Below are 24684 nucleotides of genomic sequence, written 5' to 3'. Positions count from 1 at the left end.
GGTTCAGGCGGCCTGCCGCTGGCCGCCGAGGCTGATGAACCAGCTCAGCGCTTCGTCCCACAGCGGCTGCGCGCTGCTGCGGAAGTAGCCCATGTGGCCGATCGCACCGAGGCCCTCGGCCCGTGAGTCAATGGTGCGGGGTTGGTAGGGCGCGTTGTGGTAGTGCGCCATGAAAGCATCACGCGAGGCCGGCGGTGCCCATAGGTCGTCCAGGGCGTTGGCGGCGACCATTGGCGTGCGTACGCTGGCGAAGCGCTCGGCCATGCCCGTTTGCTCGGGGTCGTCGAAGAAATAGCGGGGGAAGCGGCACCAGCGTTTCCACTGCTGGTACACCCCCAGCGGCAGATCTTCACCCATGCCCAGCTGGCTCCAGGCCAGGTAGCCCTTGCGCTTGACGATCAGGGGCGCGACCAGGTGCCACATCAACTGCACGCGCAGACGTTCAAATGGCGGCATCCAGCCGTGCCAACCCGGCCCCGGTGCCGAACGTGAAGAAACCAGCGACCCGCTCATGTCCCGGCAGCAACCCAAAGGCATGCCCGCCGAAGGAGTGGCCGACCATGTAGGTGGGCAGATCGGGTTGATGCAGGTGGTCGAGGGCCGCAGCCAAGTCGTGCCAGGCCCAATCCAGGTACTGCATCTTGAAGCCGCGCAGGTTGCCTGGTTTGGACTGGCCGATGCCCCGGTAATCGACGCTGAGGGTGGTGAAGCCCTGCTGTGCGGCATATTCGGCGAAGCGCCGATAGAACCCCTGGGGCACGCCGGTGGCGCCGCCAATCAGCAGGCGTGCGCGCGGCTCAGGCGCGTGATAGAGGACGGCGCGCAACGGGTAGCCGTCGCCGGCTTTCAAGTTCAGCTCTTCGCGGTGGATCGCATGCTCAGGCTTCATGGCGTTTCTCCCGTGGGTATTGGCGGATCAGTTCGAACAGCGCGTTACTGGCGCGTACCAGCGGCTCCCGGCTACCGGCCACGCGGGCTTGCAGCAGGCCGCCTTCGTAGAGGGAAACAAACAAAGTAGCGAAATTCTCGGCGGGCTCGGCGGCAAAACCGACGTTGCTCAGTTGTGCGGCCAGCGCTGCGCGCAGACGCGCAAAGCAACCCGCCAAGGCTGCACGGATTGCCACATCCTCGGGGCTGCTTTCCAGGGCCACCGTGGCCAGCGGGCAACCGCGCTCGAACTGGCTGCTTTCCAGTTGCTGCAGGGTGTTGTGCAGCCAGCGCCGCATGGCTTCCAGCGGTTCCGGGTGGCGGGCGAACAGCTGGGCGAAGAAGGCATCTATGCCGTTGCCGATATGTTCGATGGCGGCCACCGCCAGCTCGGTCTTGCCACCGGGGAAATGATGATAAAGGCTGCCCTTGGGCGCTTGCGCGTGGGTCAGCAGTTCATTCAGGCCGACACCATGCAGGCCCTTGCGTTGCAGAGCGTCGGCCATGGCGGCGATCAGTTTGTCGCGGGTAGTGAGTGTGTTCATGGCGGGATTATATAGACCGGTCGGTCCAGAGGTAAAGGCGGTATAGCGGTCAACCTGCATGGCAAATCAGTCAGTCTGGGGCTGGCTCGGCATACGCTGCCTTGGGGCAGCGCGCATCCGGGCTCTGATGGCTCCCATGTCGATGCGTCGAACCGTCCGCGTGGTAGCAAGCTTGTGGCGCTCCGCGCCGACGTAGGAACGATCTGAAACTCATCTTCCAAGTCTACGGGTACCAACAGGCCCTCGACATGCGGCGCGCGTGAGTGGTTCTGGTTGAGCAGATGCAGACGCTGCTGGCCAACTCCGCTGTGTAGCCGGTGGCTGCAACGGGCGGCAATCAAGTACCCTGGCGCCTTGATCTATCCCCTCGATCCCCTGGCATTGGTCGTTGCACAAGGACGCGAAGTTTGAGCGACACGCACAGCTACTACGAGCAGAACGCCGAACAGTTTTTTGCCGATACCATCGCCGTGGACATGAGCGCGTTGTATGCGCGCTTTCTCGAAGCGATACCCGTCGGCGGCTTCATCCTGGATGCCGGCTGTGGTTCCGGGCGCGATGCCAAGGCGTTTGCGGCGTGCGGCTATCGCGTCGCGGCTTTCGATGCCTCGCCGGCGTTAGCGGTGCTGGCCAGCCAGCACCTCGGCCAGCCGGTTCCGGTGCGGAGCTTCGCAGAGGTCGACGAACTCAACCGCTATGACGGTGTATGGGCCTGCGCCAGCTTGCTGCATGTGCCGCATGCGCAGATGCCCGATGCGCTCGCCCGCCTGTGGCAGGCGTTGAAGCCGGGCGGGATCTTCTATTGCAGCTTCAAGGTCGGTGAAGGCGAGCGCGAGCATCAGGGCCGTCGCTTCACCGATGCGGCCGAAGCGCAGATGGATACCTGGCTGGCGCCGTTGGCCGACGTGGCCGACGTCAGTTACTGGCACAGCGCCGACCAGCGTCCCGGGCGCAGCGATGCCTGGCTGAACGTATTGGCCCGGCGCCAGCCGGTACCGTCGGCGCGCCTGGTCACCGGCGGCAAGCTGGACCACTTCCTGCCGCACCTGTGCGCCGCGATCAACAGCGCCAGCGAAGTCGACATGGCGGTGGCCTTTATCAAGAGCACCGGGCTGCGCTTGTTGCTGCCCGATTTGTTGGCGCGGCTGAAGCCGGGCGAGGAGGGCGCGCCGACCGCGCGGGTGCGCGTCGTCACCAGCGATTACCTCGACGTCACCGACCCCGAAGCGCTGCGCAGCCTGATGTTGCTGCAGGATGAAGGCGCCCAGGTGCGCGTCTACGAAAGCGCCGGCAGCAGCTTCCATATGAAGGCCTACCTGTTCGCCGCCCAGGACGCGGACGGGCAACTGCGCGGCCAGGCGTTCATCGGCTCGAGCAACATCAGCCGCCAGGCGCTACGCGATGGCTTGGAGTGGAATTACCGCATCGACTATCCCGGCGATGACGGCTTCCTCGAGGCGCGCAGCCGCTACGAGGAATTGTTCGCCAATCCACGCAGCAAGCCGCTGAGCCATGCCTGGATCGACGACTACGAGGCCCGGCGCCAACCGCCACCGGTCGCCATCGCCCCGGGTAGCCTGGAAGTGGAACCGCCACCGACGCCGACGAGCATCCAGGGCGAAGCGCTGCAGGCCCTGGCGCTGACCCGCGAGCACGGTTACCGGCGCGGCCTTGTGGTGTTGGCGACCGGCCTGGGCAAGACCTGGCTAGCTGCTTTCGATGCCAAACAGGCCGGGGCACGGCGGGTCTTGTTCGTGGCTCACCGCGAGGAAATTCTGCATCAGGCTGCCGAGACCTTCGTGAGTATTCGGCCGGGGCAGCGGGTCGGTTTTTACATGGGCCAGCAGCGCGACAGCCAGGTCGACGTGCTCTGCGCCTCGGTACAGACGCTCGGGCGCGTCGAGCACCTGGAGCGCTTTTCGCCGCGGCATTTCGATTACATCGTCATCGACGAATTCCACCATGCCGCCGCGCCCACCTATCACCGCTTGCTCAACTATTTTCTGCCGTCTTTCCTGCTCGGCCTGACCGCGACGCCGGATCGTACCGACTGCTCCAATATCCTGTCGTTGTGCGACGACAACCTGGTGTTCGAGACCAACCTGTTTCGCGGCATCGAAAGCCAGTTGCTGGCGCCGTTCCATTACTACGGCATCTTCGACGACAGCGTGGATTACCAGGCGATTCCCTGGCGCAATGGCCGTTTCGACCCCGAGCAGCTGGCCAACAAACTCGCCACCCTGGGCCGCGCGCGCCACGTGCTGAAAACCTGGCGAGAACACGCCCAGAGCCGGACGCTGGCGTTTTGCGTGTCGATCCGCCATGCCGAGTTCATGGCCGAGTACTTCCGCAAGCAAGGCGTCGAGGCCGCCGCCGTGTATGCCGGCTCGAGCCTGTCGCGGGGTGAGGCGCTGGAGCGACTGGACGATGGCCGCCTGCCGCTGATCTTCTCGGTCGACCTGTTCAGCGAAGGCGTCGACCTGCCCGCCATCGACACGGTGATGATGCTGCGGCCGACCGAGTCGAAGATTCTCTTCCTGCAGCAATTGGGCCGTGGCCTGCGCAAGGCCGAGGGCAAGGACAAGTTGGTGGTGCTCGACTTCATCGGCAACCACCAGAGCTTCCTGCACAAGCCGCAGGCGTTGATGGGCAACAGCATGAACCACCGGCAACTGGCCGCGTTTGCCCGCGCCGCCGCAGAACAGCGCTTGGAACTGCCGGAGGGTTGCTTCGTCAACTACGACCTGCAGTTGCTCGACTTCCTCACGTCGCTCGACGGCGACGGCGTGCAGAGCCATTACCAGGCATTGCGCGAAGGGCTAAACCGGCGCCCCAGCTTGAGCGAGTTTTACCGCTCCGGCGCCAGCCTGCAGCAGATGCGCAAGCAATTCGGTGACTGGTTCGCCCTGTTGGAGCAGATGGGCGACCTGCCCGAGGCGCAACGGGACTTGGCCACGGCGCATCGGCCCTTCCTGCGCGAGCTGGAAACCACCGCCATGACCAAGAGCTTCAAGATGATCCTGCTGGAAGCCTTCCAGGAACTGGACGGCTGGCGCACAGCGCCCAGCGAAGCGGCCTTGGCCGAGCGTTCCTGGCAGCTCCTGCAACGGCGCCGGCCGCTGCTGGCCGACTTGCCGGAGGAACAGGCTCGATTGGCGGACGGCAGCGCGCCGGCCTGGCTGCGCTACTGGCAGAGCAACCCGATCAACGCCTGGGTCGGCGGCAATCAGCAGCGCGGCGGCCAGCGCTTCTTCGTCGTGGAACAAGGGTGTTTCGTCCCGCGCTTTAAGATCGGCGAAGCCGAGCGGAAAGGCTTCGCCGAGCTGGTCCAGGAATTGGTCGACTTCCGCTTGGCCTCCTACGCAGTGCGCAGGGCGGTCACGGCAGCGCCGGTGGTCAGCTTGCCGGTCGCCACGCGCAGCGGCACCGAGCTGCCGTTCTTCCCCAACCTGAAAATCGCCTGCGGCCACTTCAAGACCGGCACGGCCGACAGCGAGGAATACCGTCTGGTCGGCGAGGGCCATGGCCGCCTGGATAGCTCACGGCACTTCATCGCCCGCGCCTCCGGCAACTCGATGAATGGCGGCAAGCAGCCAGTGCGCGATGGTGACTACCTGCTGCTCGAGCAGATCAACCCGAAAAGCGCCGGCTCGATCACCGGCACCACCATGGCCATCGAGCGGCAGGACGCTGCCGGCGACAACCAGTACCTGCTGCGGGTGATCCTCAAGGCAGCGGACGGCAGCTACCTGCTGCGCGCGAACAATCCCGACTACGCCGATATCGCCGTCACCGAAGAGCTGCGCGAGCAGCTACACACCTTCGCCCGCCTCAAGGCGGTGCTCGACCCGCTGGAGCTGGTGATCGGCGAACGCTTCCTGCGCGAGAACATCCCGGCGCTGTTTGGCGCCAAGTTCAACACCGGCAACTGGAACGCCGGCCATGTACTGTTGGCCGAGCAGCGTGCCCATGTGCTGCTGGTGACCCTGAACAAACAAGGCAAGGTTGCGGAGCACCGCTACCTCGACCATTGGCTCGACGAACAGAGCTTCCACTGGCAAAGCCAGAACGCGACCACACCCAGCAGCAAACGGGGCAAGGAAATCATCGAGCACGAGAAGCTGGGGATCAGCATTCATCTGTTCGTGCGGGAGAACAAAGTCGAAAACGGCAAGGGTGCACCGTTTACTTATCACGGCAAGGTGAGGTATCGCAGCCACAGTGGCAGTGGGCCGATGAGTGTGGTGTTTGGTTTGATGTAGGGGCGCGCTTCGTAAGCGTTGGGGGCAGTAGAAGATATTGGTGTCCCCTAGCCTCCCAGACAAGCGTGTCGTTGAACCGACATATCATGTTGACGCGACACTAGGACCGCAGAGTTAAAAATATATGCGGGCCGCGGAATTGATCAAAAATAAACCACTACGCCCCTTTAGCTCTTGCTCTAGTTGTCTGATCTCACAATGGCCCGAATGAATCTCGATGGAATTTGCATCGTGCGTCCATCATCGGTGCGAAGTATCAGATTTTCACCAAGCGACCAGACGACGTGGATCTTTGTCAGTGCGCAGCCTTCATCCAACGCTAGCCATTTCAGCGTCGCCTCGTCGCAGTAGCTCTGCTCCAGCAAGAGTGCGTCGGCTTGGTAATTACCGAGCCCCAGGGCACGCACCGTTTTATCTGGCAGGGTGGTGAGCACGCCGCTGTAGCCGGCAATCAGCAGTGCGAAGAATACGGAAAAGTGCAGCGCAGCATTCCAGCCTGCGATAAAGAGAAACGAGCATAGCGCCGCTATGAACGAGACGGCCAGCATGACAGCGACATAAACCAGCCACTTCCACGCACCAATATCGAACCCTTCGATGACCGGTGCGGTTTGCGCCAGGATGACGGCGGTAAATCCACCTACTGCCATGACGGCCACATCAGCGACCCACAGATAGCGAAGGAAACTGAGCGGCGGCAGCCCGAAAGCAGATTGGACGATCAGGCCGACGATCAGGCTAACCAGTACTGGCATCAAAAAGATCGACAGAACGAATAGTTTCGGCGCAAGGAGCGCAACCGTCACCAGCCCGGCTGTACAGGCCAAGAAGGGAAGCCAATACACCAGGCAGCCCAATTTCAGTACCCACCAGACCCGCTGGTTATCGAGATAAGGGCGCGAGTACCGTAGCTCATCCTTGATCGTCGTGTGCTCGAGAAATTGGGCGAAGATCCAGGGGCCGGGTAGGAACAGCGGCACTACCAGAGCGCCAATGATGGCGAAGCCAATGGCCGCAGCAGCAAGCAGTAAAGAGGAAAACTGGAACAGGTCGAAGCTGGGATAGAAATGGTTGCGGTAAAAATAGAAGATGAATATGCATAAGCCGAAGAGCGGCGGGGCGACCTTGGCCACCAAGGAAAAGTGCCGACGGAAAAAGCCGTTAGATTGCTCAAGTGCCAGATCAAACCAATCCGTGTCCGATGCCGGGCGATCAATCCATTTTTGTTGCATTTCATCATCCCTGGCGTCGTTCAAAGGCGGAAAGTGTACAGAGGCTGAACCCGCAGTGCTGGCTCTTCTTCTGATAGTCCCTAGGTTCCACCTGAACGCATCCCGGGCGGAATTCCCATTCGGCAGCATGTTCGCGGTCAACCCGGAAAGGGAGCAGCCGGCAGGGAAAATAGCAGCTTAAAAACACGGCTGACGCGCCAACTACTTTGCAAAACGCCGGTCGCCGGCATGTATCCGCCGCTTCTGTATCGACATATCTAACGGTTCCGCCCTTACGGCGGGTTACTTTTGGCAGTCGCCCCAAAAGTAACCAAAAAGTCTTGCCCCTGGCATTCGGGTCTCGCTGCGCTCGACTTCCCTCGTTCCATCATTGCTCCAGGGGCACGCCGCGAAGGGCCATCCCTGGCCCATCGCGGCTCTCGCGGCATCCATGCCGCTCAACTCCTTCCGCAACGATTCCACTCGGCCTCCTGATGGGGCGTTTGGCGTCGTCTGTGCCATTGCGGTTCGATGACCCAAAGCAGAGCCACAGCTTTTTGATGGGTATCGCTGCGCTCAACCCATCCTCCAAATCTGCGGATACCAGCCGGCCCTGTAGGAGCGGCCCACGGCCGCGATGCTTTTGCTGTTCGCCCTGTCCTTCACAAATCGTCCAGACAACGCGATCCCTGATCCCGTCAGGAGGCCGAGTGGAGGTGCTGTGGAGAGGGGCGTTTGGCATGGATGCCAAACGAGGAACGATGGGCCAGGGATGGCCCACCGTGACGACCCTCGGAACAGCACCGGAGCGAGGGGAGTTGAGCGCAGCGAAACCCGGATGCCGGGCGCGCTTTCTCTTTGGTTACTTTCTCTTTTGCGCGAGCAAAGAGAAAGTGACTCGCCGTAAGGGCGAAACCAGTAGACGCGTGCAGCGGAGAAAATAAATCTGTCCCCTTTTCTTAGTCCCCTTTTCTTTACTGGTGGATGACGCTTTTTCATCCACCGTTGCTGCGGTTGTCCGGGCTACTCGCTCTTTTTCCCTTTTCTACTTGTGTAGTTGGTCGTCAGCGATCCTTGAAGCTCTTTTGCTGTGGATGTCGTTTAAGAAGGATATGTTTGCATATACAACTTGTACGACGCTTTCTATTTGGAAGTAACACAAATATATTGTGGCGGTCAGTGCTGATATTTTTATAATATGGATGTGTTCTTGATAAATTTGTGTTTCAGATAGTATCGCTTTTAGTAGGTATAGTATCAGTATTGATGTGGCTATGAGGGAGGATTTTATGATGCTCCCTACAATTGCTTCTAATCTTTTTGTGTCTTCGCTGGTCTCGCTGAAGTCCGCTGGGTTTAAGTTTTTGTTTGTTATTTTTAGTAGTGCGTTTGGGTATAGGAATGCGATCCATATTCCCATGATGGTGAATATCATGCCTGAGATGGCTAGTAGTGTTGATGTAATATCTTTGTATGTGCTGTAGTCAAAATTTGTCCCTGCCTTGAATAGGCTGGCAAAAACTATGGGAAGTAGTATTGCTAAGATTATATTTTTCTTCATTCTAAGCCTCGGCTGCTTGCAAGGCTTTGATTGCTTCTTTTTTGATCGGAGCAAGAATTCCGTCGCGTTTTCCGTTTAGGTGCATGAAGAGGTGGGCCGCGGATAGTATATGTTTGCCTTCATCGTCGACCGAGATATTGTCGGATAGTCGGTATTTGTCCGCCCAGCATATTCCGTTTTCAGTTTGAAAGCCGACATTGGTGAAAGTGCTAGCATCGTTATTGTTCTCTCTGGCATAGGCGTCGATGATTTCGCGGATTTCGGCTGGTGTAGGTTTCGCCTCAACGCGAATTTCAAGGTTGCGAATTTGTTTTTTATCTTTTGCTGAGGCATATGGCACGCCAAAGCGGTCGAATAGCTTCAGCCACTCAGCTCTTTCATCTTTGATAGATAGAGAGATTTGTTCTCTTTTTACTAGATGAGTAACTTTTGCTGCTAGTTCTGTAAGCCGGGAATCTGATGTATCTAGACTCATCATGCTTACATCAAATCTGAAATGCAGCTTCGGAGCTGCATGGTCTATATTGCCGCTCTCATCGTTCTGTATTATCTGAACATAATTATGTTCAGTAATTCGTTTGGTAGTGTTGGGTATGTCGATTCGATTGTTTATGACTTGAGTAACCCAATCTTGAAAGGGAGACGTATCGCAACGCGAATGATCAAATTTTATGGAGGCAACTGCTTCAAGTGATGGGATTATCCAGTAATAGCATGGCTTTCCCCATATTACAGGTTTTCCTTTGTGGTTGTCTTCGCGTGAGAGTACCTCGGTTTCTCCTGGTACTATCCCAATTGTTTTTCCGGTGGAGTCTGCGTCGCTTTTCCAGAGTGTTACCAAAAAATCCCCTGTGGTGGCGTCGTGGAATATTTCATGGCAATACATTTTCTCTTTATTCTTTTTTGTATCCCAAGGTAGGGATTTTTTCAAAATCTACAGTGCTTTTCCAATCCTGAATTAAGGAGAAGGCTTGTGCCGCAGTGCAGCCAAAAGGGTTGGGTGTGACGTATTTATAAAGGCCGCATTTGTTGATGTTGAAGAAGTTAATATATCCATTGATCAGCATTTTAGATCCTTAAAAAAGAAAGCCCCGCACTAGGCGGGGCTTTTAGTTTCTCTCGCTACCCCGAACATTCGTAATCAGGTAAAGCGCTTCTTATCTGTCCTAACGGTTTAGACCCCGAAGGTTTTCATGAATTGCTGAAACGCTAGGGTTGATGCATGGCACTTCCCTTGTTTAGAGTTTCACAAATGTTGAACTGGATTTTCAGGAAATCTGAATTTTTTTGAGTCGACTTCATGTCCAGCGAAACAACTGGGTTTTCGCATGCTTAGGATACTCAATTTGTCTAGCATTGAGAATAATTCTTGGGCGACTGCGGAAGTAACGTGTAATCAAGAACGAGTGCTGAATACATAATTGCACACCGGCCGGGATTACGTAAATGAGTGCCGTGCTTGCCTACGAGCCATTTTCGGCACTTGGCTGCCGAGTACGATTTGGCCGGAATTAGGCTGCGTTTATAGTGAGGTCGTGAGGCAGCATCGCAACAGGCGCGGGCAAAATCGGAAAATATACAAATCGAATATTATACTGTCCTCGCTCTTGTTTCAGTGCATCGTGACGTATGATTGACGATGTTAGAGTCCGCCCCGGGGGGGCAAAAAAAATCGTTGGAGAATAGTCATCCTGACTATTAGCGGAGCTCCTGGGTTTTTCTAGGGACGCCTTCTCTATTATATCTGCGATTAAATGGATGGATGATGCGACTGAACTAGACCAGGTTGTGTCGTTTTTTGGCAATCTCCTTTACGTCATCAATTCGCAGAAGAGGTTGTTTATAGTAATAGTTTGGTAGAAAATGTGGTCGGATTTTGTTTTTTGAAAGCAATTTTCCTGATGCGTTTTTTGGGGCGTTAAGAATTTTGTCCGCTTCTCCAAGGCTACAATACTCGGCTAGCAGCAGATTGAGTTTTTGTAAATCAGGTGGGTTAAGGTACTCAGTATTGCCTATTCTAACGATTTGTACGTATTTGGGTGTGGCAAAGCGCCGCACAAAGGATGCGTGTGTCATCTCGCGGATCGATAAAAAATCTGACAGCGGCGTCAGTGATTTTAACAGGGTCTCAAGCGTGGAAAGCTCTTTAATCGAAACTCCCCAGTAGTGTTGATAGCATGGCGCACGCTTGGGCTTGATCTCTAAGCGGATCAGTTGCGTTGTATCATGTTTGGTAATCCCTAGGCTTTTTGCGACCTCTTCCACGGGTAAAATTTTTTTTTGCAGCCAGTATATTCCAAAGTCATCATGATAGGGGTTCACATGATGCGCAAGGTCCGACGGAAGTTTTGAGCGGTCAAAGATCTGACTTCCTGTGCCAGTGACGGCCGGTCCTGCTATTGGGGATATGCCGAGGTTTTGCAGAACGCGCGTTACCATCTTGGAACTTAAATTGAGTTCTTTCCCGAGATCTGTGGGAGTAGCAAAGCGCTGATGAAATTTCAGTATATCCTCATGGGCAATTAAATTTAAATCGTCTTTATGGTGAGCGAGCAATCCCAAGTCTCGGTAGTAGATAACTGTTCGTAGGTGCACGTGCAGAAATGATGCGGCCTTGGAGAGAGATATTGTCGGTGTTGAACTAGACGGGCAAATTTTTCGAGATTGAAATTTTCCCAAGGAGTATTTCAAGGAAGGCAGATCTCGTATGGTCGCCTCTATAGCTGGTACGTCTTCGAGGCTGATGAAGAAAGGAGGGCCGTACCATTCTGAAAATATTGAGTATTGAATGGAAAACTTTCGGAGTGCCAGATGGATAGTGGCGGTCGATTTTCCGAGGCGGCGGCTAAGTTGCCGAAGCTGGATGTGGGTGTCCACAAATGCGTCGACGGCGTATTTTAGAAGGTAGGTCTTTGAATTGAAGATCTGTTTTTTGCCGAAGGCATTGTGTTTAAGTAGATAGGCAAAGTGCCGTTTGCAGACGGAGAGCTTCGTGAAGGCTTCCTGATATTCATAGTAAACACCCTCACGGATCGCCATTTCTACACTCTGCCTTCTACCGATTGGTCGGTTGGACGCTTTTATTACCTCAGCAATTTGTGACAATTCTTCAGTCGTGTAAGGTTGACCGCCAGTATGAGTTGGGAACAGCTTTCTAAAACGTTTATCTTTCCTAAGCATACTCCATTCCTCTTGGCCGATGTGAAGAAGGTTCGGCATCAGGCTCGAGGGGATTCGGATGGATGAGGGAGTGGAGAGCGTGCGAGCAGGGAACTTGTCGAAATGACAGCGTAATTGTGCCGCTATGGATAGCGGGATGACCGGTTGTAATTTTCTCAGCAGTACTTCAATTTCTAACGGATCCGTTATGTTGTAGAGATGAGAAAGAGACAAGGCCGCTCGCTCAACGTCGTCAAATACAAGCGCTATTGCTGCGGCAAATTTCTCGTGGATAGGAGTAGTGCTGATTTCTTTGAGATCCGTGTCTAAATGGCGGAGAATTGAAATGACTCGGTCGAAGCGAAGTTGGTCTTCGGCTTCTAATATTTCCATCAATCGCCGCTCCGGCAGCGCCTCTTCCCAAGAACATGCGGGCGATTTAAGTGGTGCGCCGCAGTCGCAATGGCTTGACAACTGGTTGAGCCAGGTCAGGTGCTTTTGGCATTTAGGACAGGTGGACAAATAATGCCTGTTGTGAATGGGGCAGTGTGAGGTGAGATAGATGTCTTTCAAGGAGTGTTCCCATCCATCACTTGCACACTCCGTACACAATGCGGCGTCGACTCTACGCAAGAGACGACGGCTCATGCGGAGTTTTCCGATGCTGATCGGCCCCCAGGATTGTTCGCCTGTGCTGTAGAAACTGCACCGTACTTGGTCCTGCAGGGGTTCCTCCAGGTTTGATGCAATGAACCGTTCGAATCGGCTACCTTGAAGCAAAGAGGAAATAGGGAGTAGTCCCGGCACGAAGTGGAATGCTATGAACTTGCTCACATTTGAATAGCCATTGCGACGGCAGAGCCGTTTGATTACGCTTGTTGGACTTTCATGTGGCAAGGGGATTGGAATAAAGTTAAGTGTCTTCATGGTTGTGGTCATATATTTTATGGTAGCAATTGCTCAGCGGCTCGTCGAAGGGGCACTCAAATTGACGGAGCTTCAGGTCAAGCAACGCTGCGGCTCTCTTGAAATCGGCCAAATTAAGACCCGTGCTTCGGTGAGGGAGCGCATTTTGCAAGGCTCCGTGAATTACCATCCGAATATATTCCAGATTTCCCGACGTGGCGACATACAGGCGCGCAGCAATGTCAGGATCTGTCAATTTGGATCCGCCAGATATATTGGCAATGGCCTGGATGTGCTCATCAAGCTTCGAGAGCAGAATCATATAGTCTGACGCTTTGTCCTCGCTGTACGAAAGGTATTTCAATTCGATTACATACGGAAAGCGACGGGCCAGGGCAGGGCGTTCATCTAACAGCTCTAAGCAATTGTTGGTACCTGCTAAAACAAAAGAGCGATGGCTCTCATTGATCAGGGTGATGAGCCAATCAACTACAATTTCTTTGGCTTTTACAGCTTCAGGCTTGACCAAATAATGAAATTCATCAAATTCACATACTCGGATGCGACACGTTTTGAAGAGCTCCAACATGCGAAACGTCAACTCTACCGTATCGCCTCGAAGGTCAGCTGGTTTTCCTATCGGAGCGAGTTTTTGAACGACTGTCTTGGCAAATGATTTAACGGTGACAGGCGATGGCGTGCTGCAATAGAAGGCAGGTCGGATGGTATAAACGCCGTCGGGATAAGTCTCTTCGTGAGTAGGTCCGAAAGAGTCTCTGAAGATTTCGCATAACGTCGATTTTCCCGAGCCAGATGGTCCGATCACCATAGCCGAATTTGGTACCCCGCGTTGCTGTGTGGTTTCAACACTTTTTTGCAGCATGGTGTAAGCATGGTGGAATGCTGGAAACAGCACTATCTGAGTCGAAAACTCATTCAAAACGGTGGTATTCGAGTTAGTCATGGTGCACCTGTACCGTGGTTGCGAACTCGGGGGGACTTGAGTCGACCAGCGTCACCTCTGGATAGGTCGTCGGCGACGTGGTGGGCGGCTTGGCCTCTGGGCTTTTGGATGGTGAAGGCAGGTAGGTGGACCGATTTTCCTCCAGCCGGGCTCGGCGTTTACGTCCCCGCTTACTCTTGTCGGCATGCAACTTCAGGATGAGCTGGACGCGCGCCCGGCGTGCGGCTTGGAAATCGAATTTTGCCGCGTTCTGTCTGAGTTCTTGCTGGATCAAATGATGCATTTCGAGCGTGAGGTTGGACTGATAATCCATATCCACTGCTTTAGCGGTGATGAGCTCGTCGGGCCAACAGGGGTGGCACATCGTTATGCTGCCAAGATCGCTGATGTCGTAGAAGATGCACAGCTTCACCCGTTTTACAGAGCGTTGAGCGAGACGACGTATGCCGGGTGCGGTCCACCGTAGTTTTTCGAATCCGATGGTGTCGCCTGTGGTGGCTGCATATCGTTTACTCAACATCAGCCGACGCACGTCGCTGGCGTCAAAGAGTCTGGGCGGTGAAAACCGGTCCAGATTGTTGATCCAGGTATTATGCGGAGAGTCGTTGAGCGACCTGTGGAAATTGTTGTGATAGACCTGAAGGAACTCTTCAAATCGAAGTATGAGTTCCTCAAGTGTATAAATTGTATGTTCTGCTGGGTTGTAGTCCCCTCGATCATCAGGATTGGAGAAGGTGGTCCCGCTCAAATGGTGGGAAAATTGCGTGTTGAGCGTTTTAAACCAGCGTTCGACATGTGGCTTTTGATTAGGGCTGTAGGGTTCGCAGAAAATTATGTGTGCACCCAAGAGATCCATCACTTCGGACAGCTTCTTGCCCGCGAACTCATTGCCGTTATCAAGTACGTAATATTGCCCTAGTCCAGCGTATGGGTTCCCTGATATCAGTCCGTTTTTCAACGCACGCAAGGTTTTCTCTATGCAGGGAGGGTTCAATGAAATGTCGTATGCGTTGACGCACCGGGACTTGCTGTCAAGAAAGAGGCTCAGGAATGGTCGACCTAATATGTCACCGCCGGCGCCTCGGACAAAGACGTCCATTTCTTGTGTGTCTCCCTCAATGCGCTCAAGTAGGCGAAAGGGCGAACTGGTCTTCTGGCTCCAGTGTTGATTTTTCAGCGCAAGGCGTTTGCCCTTCTGGTGAAGATCTTTTTCGTAGGGATCAATTTCCTGAATGATCCTCCAGAGTGTCGTTTTGCTGGGAACGTGCAGTTGGTCCGTGATCGCACGGCGTTCGTTCAAGTCCTCGACACTGGAAATGATGACATCAATCAGTTCTGTTGCGGTAATCGGCGTATCTTGAAAGTACAACTCTTGGATCCAGTAATCGATTAACTCTTGGATTACGGGAAGTTGGCGGGTTACGCGAAGCTGGCGAGTTCGGCGTCTCGTCGGGATCAGCGCGATCGGGTTGCCCCCCGCTAGGCGGTAGGATCTGGTCCATTCATATAAGGTTGTATAACAAGGAGGCGAAGGGTCAGAAATTTCAACTTTCACTCGTGCTATCAAAGCCTCAGTCAATTGGCGAGGAAGTTGGCCGCCAAGCTCAGTTTCGCCAGCCCGAACATAGAAGAGTCGCCTATTCAGTTCATTTTTTGCCGAATCGTCCAGCGCACTGATGATGCGCTTCGAACCGTCTATAAAAGGTGCCTCTTGAACTTTCACCAAGTTCCCTCTGCGGTAGGCTTGGTAGAGTTGGTCAATGTGATGAATTAAAATATGATTGGGTCGACTAAGGCTACGCAATTGAGCCCTCTCAGGCTCCACCGCGGTGACCTGATAAGTTTCAGTGCGGAGCCTCCAGTGCTCGCCTACGAGTATTGTAAAGGTCTGAGAAGTACCCATCGTTTTCGCAAGCCTGCTTGATCAGGTATGACGTGAGCGAACCACGTGTTGGTCTTGAGTACACAAAAGCAAGATGTACTCTCGGTTCGGGAAAGTTGCTACTTCAACGCCCGCTTTCAGGGTGGGCGTTGCCGTTTGTTCCGCACTCTGGTGGAGCAGGTGATTGCGTTGGAAAGGTCAATGTCGAGTGCGCCGTAAAATACGGCATGCGCGATGTTGCCGGGCAGAAACCCCAGATTCAGCAAATCACCAATGCTCGTAGGTTGTTGACGTGATGCCAGTAGGGCGCAAAGTTTCGCAGTGCTTTCGCCGTTGCTTGGAAAAGACTGGTGATATAGAAAAGCAAGGTTGGCAGTGCGGATTTTTTGATAAAAATGCGACGCTGCAAGGTATTCCAGCATGCAACCTCGCGTGGCCAGCAGTTCAGCATAGCGTGTAATCCGGGCGCTAGTGGCCTTGTCTTCAAAGCTTTCGTCATTCTTGACTTCAACCAGACGCTGTGACCCGTTAGCAAAGCAGACCAGAAAATCAGGCGTGTAGCGGTAGTTAGTTCTAATAAATTTCAGGGTGTAGGGGTGGGCTTCATAGTGAACAACATCGTTGCGGCGTTCGAGTTCCAAGCAAAAGGCTGCCTCGAGCAAGGAGTCACAGACGACGACTGAACGGTTCTTCCGCGAAGAGAATTTTGTGACTCGGCTGCCCATCCGTCCGTGGCGAGGATGCACAGCCTCGACAGCAGTGGCTACTTCGGTAAGTTGTTCAACCACACCGCCGGTGATGAGAGTGGTCATTTTTGCTCACCTTGATCGTTTGGCATCTGGAATGTTGATACCGAATGAGGATTTTCCTTACTAACAATATTTGACGTCCCAATGAAATCGTTAATGAATTGTTTCAAATCTTCAAGTTTTGTTGATTTCGGAGTTTCAGCGCTCCCCCAACGTGCAGAGTGTGGCACTGCCCTACGTAGGGCCTGTGTCAGCTTTGTGAGGGGGTGTTCGAGGAAGCACCACGGCATAGAATGCTGAGGAGTGATTGCGAAGACCGCCGTACTAAAGTGTTTTTCAATAAGTTCCGGGCTGAACAGCGCGCGATCAGCATGAATGACCAAGTTACATCCGCGAAGCGTGGAAGCGGATTGTTTGGGAAAAACCAAGCTCGTGAGGGGATGGCTAGCGGTCGGGTATTTCATAGTGATCGCATAACACCAAATTTGATTTGAATATTTGAATGCCATCATGCTTAAAAAGGGCCGGCCAGCACGCAAGCCCACGGGGGAGTGACATCCATCCTGCACAAGTACATCCAGTTTGGTTACGTCAAAACCTATAAGCACGGAGGGTATGCTGTCGCCCGTTACTCTAACGGCGGAATGCTTTCTCATTGCGACCTCTCGTTAGGCTAAAGGTATCTATAGAAATGGCTCGATATTTCCAATCGCTCTTTGTAATAAAACTACATTCTTGAGGTTTAAGTATGCGCCTATCCTGCTGGATTGACTCTGACCGAAATTGGTGTTTAATATAATTGACGAATTTTCCGCGCAAGGCTCTATCTTCAATGTTGTAGAACAAGCTGTTGAGGACGGATATCCGCGCAGGCTGAACGGGCCTTAAAACTGTGAGGATCATCCATGCGATTTCCTCATCTTGACCAGACTACCCGGGGACTGCGTGGCCAGGCATTTGTTCACGCCGCCGCAGATATGGCCGGGCGCCCTCACAAGCCTGATTCGATGGCAGCCTGGTATCTTCAGTGCCACCCAAATCTGCGTTCGGACGTGAGCAAGCAGTGGCGTCGTGCATTCGAGGGGGCCACGATTGCCAGCTGGGTGCGCGAGGACCTATCCAACCGTTTTCCTTCGCTACGCCAAGTCTTTGATAATCCGTTCTGGGCGCTAATGTCCGAGTCGTCTGCTGCAATGGATTGGGACGAGTTGGCCGATACCATCCGTGTAGCAGATCAACCGCTTGACGGGGCTATGGGAAGATTGACTGCGCTGTTATTCGATCGCGTGGATTGGCCATGCTTTTGTGTTCACTTGGTGTTGCTGCGTACTCACCACCGTCGCTTCATGATGTACCGACAGTGGCTCGCGAATAACTTCGTTCGAGTCTTCGGTTGGGTTAGCGTGCAGTCACCGTTTCTGTTTATAGCAAACGAAGTTTACCGCCAGTTGAACCCATCAGTTCTTGGTATGCGTGCCAGTCCTCCCGCTGTAACTCCGTGGGCTGCGTGGCCAGACATTCATAAACTTAACCTAGGGCTAATCGAGCGGTGTGGACAGGCGGGCTGGTTGTCTAAGCATGATCAGCAATTGGCGTTGTTGTGGTGGAATCTCTCGCCAGTGCAGTGTAGTGCGGTGTTGGACCTGTTGTACGAGGACGATGAGACCGTGTGCTTGCCCGAAGCGATGCCGACGGTGCTCCAGCAAGTTTGGCGAAGAAAGCGCAATCGCTGGCTCGATCACCCAGTTACCTTAAATGGATTTCATTGCAGTTTTCCCCAAGTTGAATAGTTGTCTACAGCACCTTGAAATATCTCGCATGGTCGGCGACGGCAGTGCCCGCAATTTCTTCAGCGAGTCGATCGAGCCCGGGCCGATGTCGTGGGTTGCGCGCTGATGGCCAGAATCCGGTGGCGGTGGCGGTGTTTCAATCGCCACGCTGCTGGATCGGAAGAAGTCGTTCCAGCTGGCGAGCCATGTTGCGCAGGTCCTGCCGCCGATCTTGCACGCAGTGACGGGTTGTCTCGCGCATCACTGACAACTGCAACTGGGAGGTCGCCGCGTCGGCTTGGGCAGCCTGGAGCCTGGCCTCCAGCTGCTGATACCTGTTGACCTGGTGTTACAACTCCTGGGCGCGATTCCGCAGCTCCTGGGCACGGATGACGATGAAACGGCGATTGTTCCTGTGATCACTCAGGATCATGCCGACGCCATCCATGCCGACTCAGAGGTGGTGAAGCTCTTCTACCAGGAGAGCTACAAGTACGGATGCCATGCGTTCAATTGGGGAGCGAGCAAAGGCATGGATCACTTCCAGGATGTGTGCGTTGTGTTGAGCGACAGAAATTGGAAACTCTATCTTGGGAGTAGTTTCGAGGTTCTCCCTGCCCAGACGCGCAATAAGCTCTACGTGGCCTGCTCCCGTGCGCGTGGCAATCTCTATCTGGCGCACGAAAAGCACTTTAGATCTTTTAAGGCCATCTGACGCGGGTCACACAAGCGCCTTTTGAACAGCGAACTGTTGGGCTGGGAGCTTTTGCGGGAGGAGTTCAGTGTCCGCTTTTGGCCCAGGCTGTGTAAAAACGTTGGCATCGACTTTGCTGTGATTTCATGGATTTGAAATTAGTGGGGACGCCGATGAAGCGTTTTATCCAGGGAGAGCATCGAGGCCAAAGCACGCTGCTTCCCGAGAGCCTGGATGACTATGTGGCGGACACCAACCCGGTGCGGGTGGTCGATGTTTTCGTCGATGAACTCGACCTTGGCCAGCTGGGTTTCGACGGTGTCGTCCCGGCTGAAACAGGTCGGCCCGCCTACCATCCTGCCGACCTCCTGAAGATCTACATCTACGGCTATCTCAATCGCATCCAGTCCAGTCGCCGTCTCGAACGCGAGGCTCAGCGCAACGTTGAGTTGATGTGGCTGACTGGACGGTTGATGCCGGACTTCAAGACCATCGCCAACTTCCGCAAGGATAACGGCAAGGCAATCCGCGGCGTCTGTCGGCAGTTCGTGGTGCTGTGCCAGCAGCTTGGTCTGTTCTCGGAAGCGCTCGTAGCCATTGATGGCAGCAAGTTCAAGGCGGTCAACAATCGCGACCGCAACTTCACCAGCGCCAAGCTTCAGCGGCGAATGGAGGAGATCGAGTCCAGCATCAACCGCTACCTGACCGCACTCGATACCGCAGATCGTCAGGAACCTGCCGTGGCGCAGGTCAAAGCCGAACGCCTCCACGACAAGATCGCGACCTTGAAAACTAAGCTGCAGGAGCTCAAGGAAATCGAGGTTCAGCTCAACGAAACACCGGATAAACAGATCTCCCTAACCGATCCCGATGCCCGCTCAATGAAGACCCGGGGCACCGGCATGGTCGGCTACAACGTGCAGGCGGCGGTCGATGCGAAGCACCACCTGATCGTGACGCACGAGGTCACGAACAACGGAGTTGATCGAGACCAGCTGAGCGCCATGGCCAAGCAGGCGCGAGACGCCATGGGGGTCGAGGAACTCTCGGCGGTCGCAGACAGAGGCTACTTCAAAGGCGAAGAAATCCTGGCGTGCCATGAGGCTGGAATCACTGTTTTCGTGCCTAAGACGCTGACCTCGGGCGCGACAGCGGCTGGCCGCTTCGGAAAAGGTGATTTCATCTATGACGCAACCAAGAACGAGTACCGATGCCCGGCAGGGCAAAGCCTGATCTGGCGTTTTTCAAGCGTCGAGAAAGGGCTGAAGTTGCACCGCTACTGGAGTTCGCACTGCCAAGGGTGCGCGTTGAAAGAGCACTGTACGCCGAGCCCACAGCGCCGGGTGAGCCGCTGGGAGCATGAGGCCGTGCTCGAGGCGATGCAGAGTCGCCTGGATCAAGCGCCCGAGATGATGCGGATCCGCCGCCAAACGGTCGAGCACCCGTTCGGCACGCTGAAATCCTGGATGGGCGCCACCCACTTCCTCACCAGAACGCTCGACCGGGTGAGTACTGAGATGAGCCTGCACGTGCTCGCCTACAATCTCAAACGCGTGTTGAACCTGCTGGGCAGCGGTGCCCTGATGGCCGCGATGAAGGCCTGAGGCCTGTTTTACGACTTCTGCCGCCCTCCAGCAGGCACGCCGAAGCCGAAAGTGCATAGTAACCAGAATCACCGATTGCGCTTGATTGGGCCCCCGACAGCCTCCTGGACACTGAGAAAATCCCCCGGCAGTTGATTGCCATCGCTTGCTGCGTTTTTACACAGTCTGGGCCGATTTCTGCCTGTCGCCACCGGCAGCTTTGGGTCGACATCTGCCCACTGCGCCAGACTGAGGTCGGACAAAAGCGGCCATCGAGTTTCTACGAATACAGGGGCGATTCAACCATCCAAAATTTCGGCTCAAAAAAAGGCCCTTGCAGGGCCCTTTTGTACTCAAACAAAAATCACTTGGTCAGCCAGGACTCGACGGTAGCGGAGCCATGCTCAGCTTTCCATTCCTTCAGCGTTTTCTGATTGCCGCCTTTGGTTTCTACGACTTCGCCAGTGTGAGGGTTTTTATAAACCTTTACCTGGCGTGGTTTGCGGCTGCCGGCTTTGGAATCGACGGTTGGAGCGCGACGACCAGCTTGAGGATCAAGCAGGTTGATGATGTCTTTCAAGCTGAAGCCGTACTTGGCAAGCAAGTCCCGTAGCTTCGATTCAAATTCTATTTCTTTCTTGAGACCTGCATCGCCCTTCATTGCTTCAAGCTCAGCAAGCTGGGACGCAAGTTGTTGTTCGAGTTTACGAAACTCAGCAAGACGGGACATTTGATGCTCCAAATAAATTTAAGCGGGTAAAAATAACAACCCTATCATACTAATTTTAATGGATAGAGTAAGCACGTCAAACAGAAGCCGTTGCGCTCCCAATACAAAATCTTCACCCGGTTACGCGACTTGTTGAGAAAGACGAACAGTACCGGGTCGAACACGGCTACTTTGATGTCCAGCTCGACCAGGGCGGCCAGGCCGTCGATGGACTTCCGAAAATCCACGGGCTTGGGGTAGAGGTAGACTTTTTCGACCTTGGCGTCGGGACGCATCATGCGGGGTAGGCTCCAGAGGGAATCGGGAGCTCAGCATCGGGCCTTAGTCAGCCCTTTTGAATGTGTGCTTTATGGAGCGGTTACGTTGGTCGAGGTGAATCGCCCCTGGTTTCGTAGACACCTCACAGCCCTCGGCTAGAAGGGGATATCGTCGTCATATGCATCTAGATGCCCCGGCTGACCTGGTAACGGCATTGCAGGCTGCGCTGCTTGATTCTGATCCACATTGGGCTGTTCCGCTCCCGGCTGTGGGGCATCGGGAATCACCCACCCCGGCTCCCTAACCTCGGCCCATGCGCCAAACTCGGCATCGCCCGAACGGGGCTTAGGAGAAGCATTAGGGGCTCGAAGGAGTGTTGGCATTGAGATGCTGCCGCCGAAAACTATCGCAGTCTGGCGGGGCAATCCGGCAATCCGTCTAATTTCACGCCGGTCAGCCCATTCGCTTGCGGACTGGATTGCAGCCAAGTCCTTTTCAGAGGTCAGCCGGAATGACACCCAGTTATTACACTGTGAAAGCACCGTCGGAGAAATCTCTGAAGGCCTTTGCGTACTGAGCCACAGCGCGAGTCCAAACTTACGACCTTCCTTGGCAAGCCGCTCATACGCCAGTGAGTTATCGCCTGCCTCCTCACCGGAACCTATGGGCCGCAAGTAATGGTGGGCTTCCTCCAACACCAACAAAGTAGGGATTTTATTGTCTTGCCCGCGTCGAAAAAGCTCGTACGCATACAGCTCCAACAGGGACCCCAATATAAATGGAGCAAGGTCATGGGACAGGTGCCGAAGGTTAATTATGTGGACCCGCCAAGGCACCTCCTGTCCGCCAAATATTTGCTCGACAAGGTGAGTTGACTCCCTAGTCCAACTAAGGCCTTGCTTATCGACACCAGGCCCACCTTCGACATTCACAGCGTCCCGAAACATCGGGTCTTCTGCGAACCTATGAATCCGAGTAACCAGCGGAGACACATTGGAATAGTGGAAGGCGCTCCGTTCTACTCCATTTTGCTTGGTGGGCTGCAAGCTATGGCTCTCTGCAACAAGTGCCGCAAGCGCAGCCATATTGGGCCAATGCATTGCACTGACCGCTTGGCCATTACGCATGCGTTTGATTCGCTCGTCCGCTGTATCTGCACCATGCTGGCGACAATCATCGAACATGGAGGCCACCGGGTCGGTCGCAAGACCAGCACCTCCTTGCTGTGGAAACCACTTAACTTCATGAAGGTGCTCAAGAGCAAAGGTCAAAGCCGGCCTTTGAGTTTTCTCGCTAGGGATAAGCAACCGATGGAGCCCGTACCGCCCAAGCGCATAGTAGGGAATCTTGAAAGCGTCCGGCCCCTGCCCACCAATGGTGGTGCACTTGACTGCACCCGCAGGGAGTTCAGGGAGGTTCAGTGCATCCTCGTATTCTCCGTTGATGTCAAAGATGACTACTCGCGCGCTAGGCAGGCGCACGATTTGCTGCAGGACTGCCGCAGTAAAGCAGCTCTTTCCCTGCCCTGAGCTACCCAGCACAGCAACATGCCTGGAAATAAGACTTTCTAAATCGACATGGAGACTACCGCCTCCGCGAAGGTCATCGCCCAGTTTGATCGGTACGCCGCCTTGGATGTCGCTTCCAAGGATGGCAGTCAGCTCCTCCGTAGTCAGCGGGAAAGCTTCCGCACCCAGGGGCGGTGTAGCAATCGAGTCGCTTATGAAGCGGGCCTTCCCGGCTTCTCTGGTTAACCTGCCAACCACTATTCCTGAAATATTCCGCAGAGGTTCGCTCTGGTGGGTGCTGGAGCCGACACCCTGCCGATGCGCCTCTCTAGGCTCATCGAAGCTCAGTGAAACTACTTTCATAACGAGCGCCCGACTGCCTGAATCGAGTACAAGCAGGCTACCGACCTCAGTAACGGTTGATACGCCCTGCGCATGTGATGCCAACTGCCCTCGATGCATGTCCAGCAAGTTGAGGGTGACATCAGACCCTTCGATTTTTACGACGTATCCGACAGGAAGACGGCTCCTCATTCCGCGTCACCTGCATTCTGTTGCATGCGTTTCAACGTTTCAGCTAAGCGACGCATTTCATCATCGTAGAGCAATGGGTCAGGCAAATTCCGGGCTAGGGAGTCAATGTAAGCGTGCGCTCCGCCCCCTCCAACAACGGTTACCCTTGGGTTGTTCAGCGACAGCAGTTTGCGAAGTGCGGATGGCAACTCAGCCGCTGCAGGGTCACCATTGAAGCCTGATGAGTAGATGACCAACTGCAGCGTTGGATTTAGCAGCGCGGATCGGATGAGCCGATTGATGTGCTCATCACCAAATCCATACCCACAGAGAATTAAACATGTCTGAGGCTTAGACATGAATTCGGCAAATCTACGGAATAGCTCTCCTAGAACATAGCCAACGGTATCCATGTACTTGGCCGCCCTTGGCATCACCATAAGCCCCAGCCCTGAGCCTTCTGGGTCAGCTAGGAAAGCCTTAATCCGCTGGTGCGCCAACGAGGCGGGAATTTCGAAAACCTCTCCCCGCTCCTCCCGCCAGGTCAAAGACCCATGTAACTTCGCCAGGTAGATGTTGTAGACACCAAACCTTGCCTCCCCGCGTGCCTGCGTGTTCCTAAATCCCAGATCAAAGCTCTGTGGTGAAAACCGGCGATTATGTATACCAAGAAACCCATTCGACACCTGCAAATCGATTGACTCCGCTGCCCATTCAATTGCGAGGTCATAGTTGGTAGTAAACACCCACGGCGACGACTGGCCAGGCTGCCTGGCTGAAACAAGTTTCTGAAGGATCGTTCTTTGACTTGCGAGCCCAACTTCATCTGACTCTACGCCACTTGGAGAAGTCCACCAGACCTCCTGCAAAAGGGCAGCCTCTACAACCACCCCATCTAAAGCTGCACGGACTTTTTTCAGTGTATTAAGCGCGTTCACTTGTTTTTGCTCATCGGGGGTGAGCCCCAACAATTCATCGTCATTGATGCGTGCTGTTTCCCGAGCCCATTCCGATAAAGCAATTTCAAGACGATCTATTAGGCGCTCAATGTTTGGGACTACTGGCGCATCGGGTCGCACCTCAGGGGCATCCAAGAAGCCATTTGCAAGCAACCAGGCAGCCTCATCGGCGCACTGCCCTACAAAGTTCCGCCATAGCGCCGCCATCGTATGGCCACCCGCATCGACAGAGGCCCCCGCCCCCAAAAGAAGCCCAACATTTTCTAAGCGAAGCAGAGACGCTAGGTGAGCCTGAAGCTCAAGTTCGTCGGTTAAACGTGAAGCTCCGCGTATTGCGACAAAAGGCATCCTGACCCCCTGGGAATATCCATTCATTGGGCACTTCGAGTCAAAGCACGCTCAAGCCTACCGCCTTGGTCATCGAGAACATAGGTCGACGCTACCAAATAGCCATCATTCTGCGTTGCTGTTGGGTAGCCATCCAATCCGGTTCCAAGGAGACCC

The 24684-nt window shown here is 54.7% G+C and carries 18 protein-coding genes and 1 pseudogene; 4 read left to right on the top strand and 15 right to left on the bottom strand.

Translation table 11 applies throughout. The features are described from left to right. Positions 1-3: 3 nt before the first annotated feature. Both LJY18_RS16980 and LJY18_RS16975 read right to left on the bottom strand, forming a co-directional pair. Positions 4-889 (bottom strand): annotated as a pseudogene (locus LJY18_RS16980) (alpha/beta hydrolase family protein). Then, the gene (locus LJY18_RS16975; protein ID WP_238042962.1) at positions 879-1472 is read right to left on the bottom strand and encodes a TetR/AcrR family transcriptional regulator; all 594 of its coding nucleotides are present in this window, start codon (positions 1470-1472) and stop codon (positions 879-881) included. The pseudogene LJY18_RS16980 and the gene LJY18_RS16975 overlap by 11 nt, the downstream one beginning before the upstream one ends. A 407-nt stretch (positions 1473-1879) precedes the next feature. On the opposite strand from LJY18_RS16975, the gene LJY18_RS16970 reads away from it, so the two are divergent. Beyond that, on the top strand, positions 1880-5734 hold the full coding sequence (locus LJY18_RS16970; RefSeq protein ID WP_238042961.1) for a DUF3427 domain-containing protein: 3855 nt from the start codon (positions 1880-1882) through the stop codon (positions 5732-5734). Positions 5735-5913: 179 nt separating this feature from the next. Here LJY18_RS16970 and LJY18_RS16965 read toward each other — a convergent pair whose 3' ends face one another. The 9 genes from LJY18_RS16965 to LJY18_RS16925 all read right to left on the bottom strand — a co-directional run bounded on the left by LJY18_RS16965 (position 5914) and on the right by LJY18_RS16925 (position 16822). Next, positions 5914-6966 carry a hypothetical protein gene (locus LJY18_RS16965; RefSeq protein ID WP_238042960.1) on the bottom strand — a complete coding sequence of 351 codons (1053 nt, stop codon included), beginning with the start codon at positions 6964-6966 and terminating at the stop codon, positions 5914-5916. Positions 6967-7990: 1024 nt separating this feature from the next. Further along, positions 7991-8506, bottom strand: a complete 516-nt coding sequence (locus tag LJY18_RS16960; protein ID WP_238042959.1) for a hypothetical protein — start codon at positions 8504-8506, stop codon at positions 7991-7993. A 1-nt stretch (position 8507) separates the two neighbouring features. Then, positions 8508-9437 (bottom strand): hypothetical protein, encoded by a 930-nt coding sequence (locus tag LJY18_RS16955; RefSeq protein ID WP_238042958.1) that lies wholly within the window; start codon positions 9435-9437, stop codon positions 8508-8510. Further along, entirely contained in the window at positions 9400-9573 is a 174-nt protein-coding gene (locus LJY18_RS16950) for a hypothetical protein (RefSeq protein ID WP_238042957.1), read from the bottom strand. Before LJY18_RS16950 ends, LJY18_RS16955 begins: the two co-directional genes overlap by 38 nt. Before the next feature lie 709 nt (positions 9574-10282). Further along, on the bottom strand, positions 10283-12313 hold the full coding sequence (locus LJY18_RS16945; protein WP_238042956.1) for a hypothetical protein: 2031 nt from the start codon (positions 12311-12313) through the stop codon (positions 10283-10285). A 265-nt stretch (positions 12314-12578) separates the two neighbouring features. Further along, the gene (locus LJY18_RS16940; protein ID WP_238042955.1) at positions 12579-13535 is read right to left on the bottom strand and encodes a TniB family NTP-binding protein; all 957 of its coding nucleotides are present in this window, start codon (positions 13533-13535) and stop codon (positions 12579-12581) included. After that, positions 13528-15258, bottom strand: coding sequence for a hypothetical protein (locus LJY18_RS16935; protein ID WP_238042954.1), 1731 nt, complete (start codon positions 15256-15258; stop codon positions 13528-13530). Before LJY18_RS16935 ends, LJY18_RS16940 begins: the two co-directional genes overlap by 8 nt. A gap of 296 nt (positions 15259-15554) precedes the next feature. Beyond that, on the bottom strand, positions 15555-16229 hold the full coding sequence (locus LJY18_RS16930; protein ID WP_238042953.1) for a TnsA endonuclease N-terminal domain-containing protein: 675 nt from the start codon (positions 16227-16229) through the stop codon (positions 15555-15557). Beyond that, positions 16226-16822 (bottom strand): hypothetical protein, encoded by a 597-nt coding sequence (locus LJY18_RS16925; protein WP_238042952.1) that lies wholly within the window; start codon positions 16820-16822, stop codon positions 16226-16228. Before LJY18_RS16925 ends, LJY18_RS16930 begins: the two co-directional genes overlap by 4 nt. 249 nt (positions 16823-17071) lie before the next feature. Here LJY18_RS16925 and LJY18_RS16920 point away from each other — a divergent pair, with 249 nt between their 5' ends. From LJY18_RS16920 to LJY18_RS16910, 3 genes are all read left to right on the top strand, one after another. Further along, on the top strand, positions 17072-17956 hold the full coding sequence (locus LJY18_RS16920) for a hypothetical protein (protein WP_238042951.1): 885 nt from the start codon (positions 17072-17074) through the stop codon (positions 17954-17956). Between the two features lie 277 nt (positions 17957-18233). Next, positions 18234-18650, top strand: a complete 417-nt coding sequence (locus tag LJY18_RS16915) for a hypothetical protein (protein WP_238042950.1) — start codon at positions 18234-18236, stop codon at positions 18648-18650. A gap of 152 nt (positions 18651-18802) precedes the next feature. After that, entirely contained in the window at positions 18803-20233 is a 1431-nt protein-coding gene (locus tag LJY18_RS16910; RefSeq protein ID WP_238042949.1) for an IS1182 family transposase, read from the top strand. 343 nt (positions 20234-20576) lie between these two features. On the opposite strand, the gene LJY18_RS16905 is transcribed toward LJY18_RS16910, so the two are convergent. From LJY18_RS16905 to LJY18_RS16890, 4 genes are all read right to left on the bottom strand, one after another. Next, entirely contained in the window at positions 20577-20942 is a 366-nt protein-coding gene (locus tag LJY18_RS16905) for a histone-like nucleoid-structuring protein, MvaT/MvaU family (protein WP_131670720.1), read from the bottom strand. 44 nt (positions 20943-20986) lie between these two features. Continuing rightward, complete coding sequence (gene tnpB / locus LJY18_RS16900; protein ID WP_238042948.1) at positions 20987-21220, bottom strand: IS66 family insertion sequence element accessory protein TnpB; 234 nt, start codon at positions 21218-21220, stop codon at positions 20987-20989. A gap of 135 nt (positions 21221-21355) precedes the next feature. Continuing rightward, positions 21356-23242: an anti-phage-associated helicase HerA gene (gene herA / locus LJY18_RS16895; protein WP_238042947.1), complete on the bottom strand. Its 1887-nt coding sequence runs from the start codon at positions 23240-23242 to the stop codon at positions 21356-21358. Next, the gene (locus LJY18_RS16890) at positions 23239-24528 is read right to left on the bottom strand and encodes an SIR2 family anti-phage-associated protein (protein ID WP_238042946.1); all 1290 of its coding nucleotides are present in this window, start codon (positions 24526-24528) and stop codon (positions 23239-23241) included. The genes herA and LJY18_RS16890 overlap by 4 nt, the downstream gene beginning before the upstream one ends. Positions 24529-24684 lie beyond the last annotated feature (156 nt).

This window comes from Pseudomonas sp. MMS21 TM103, from assembly GCF_022132145.1.
Taxonomy (GTDB): domain Bacteria; phylum Pseudomonadota; class Gammaproteobacteria; order Pseudomonadales; family Pseudomonadaceae; genus Aquipseudomonas.
This window is presented reverse-complemented; position numbering and strand designations above follow the sequence as displayed.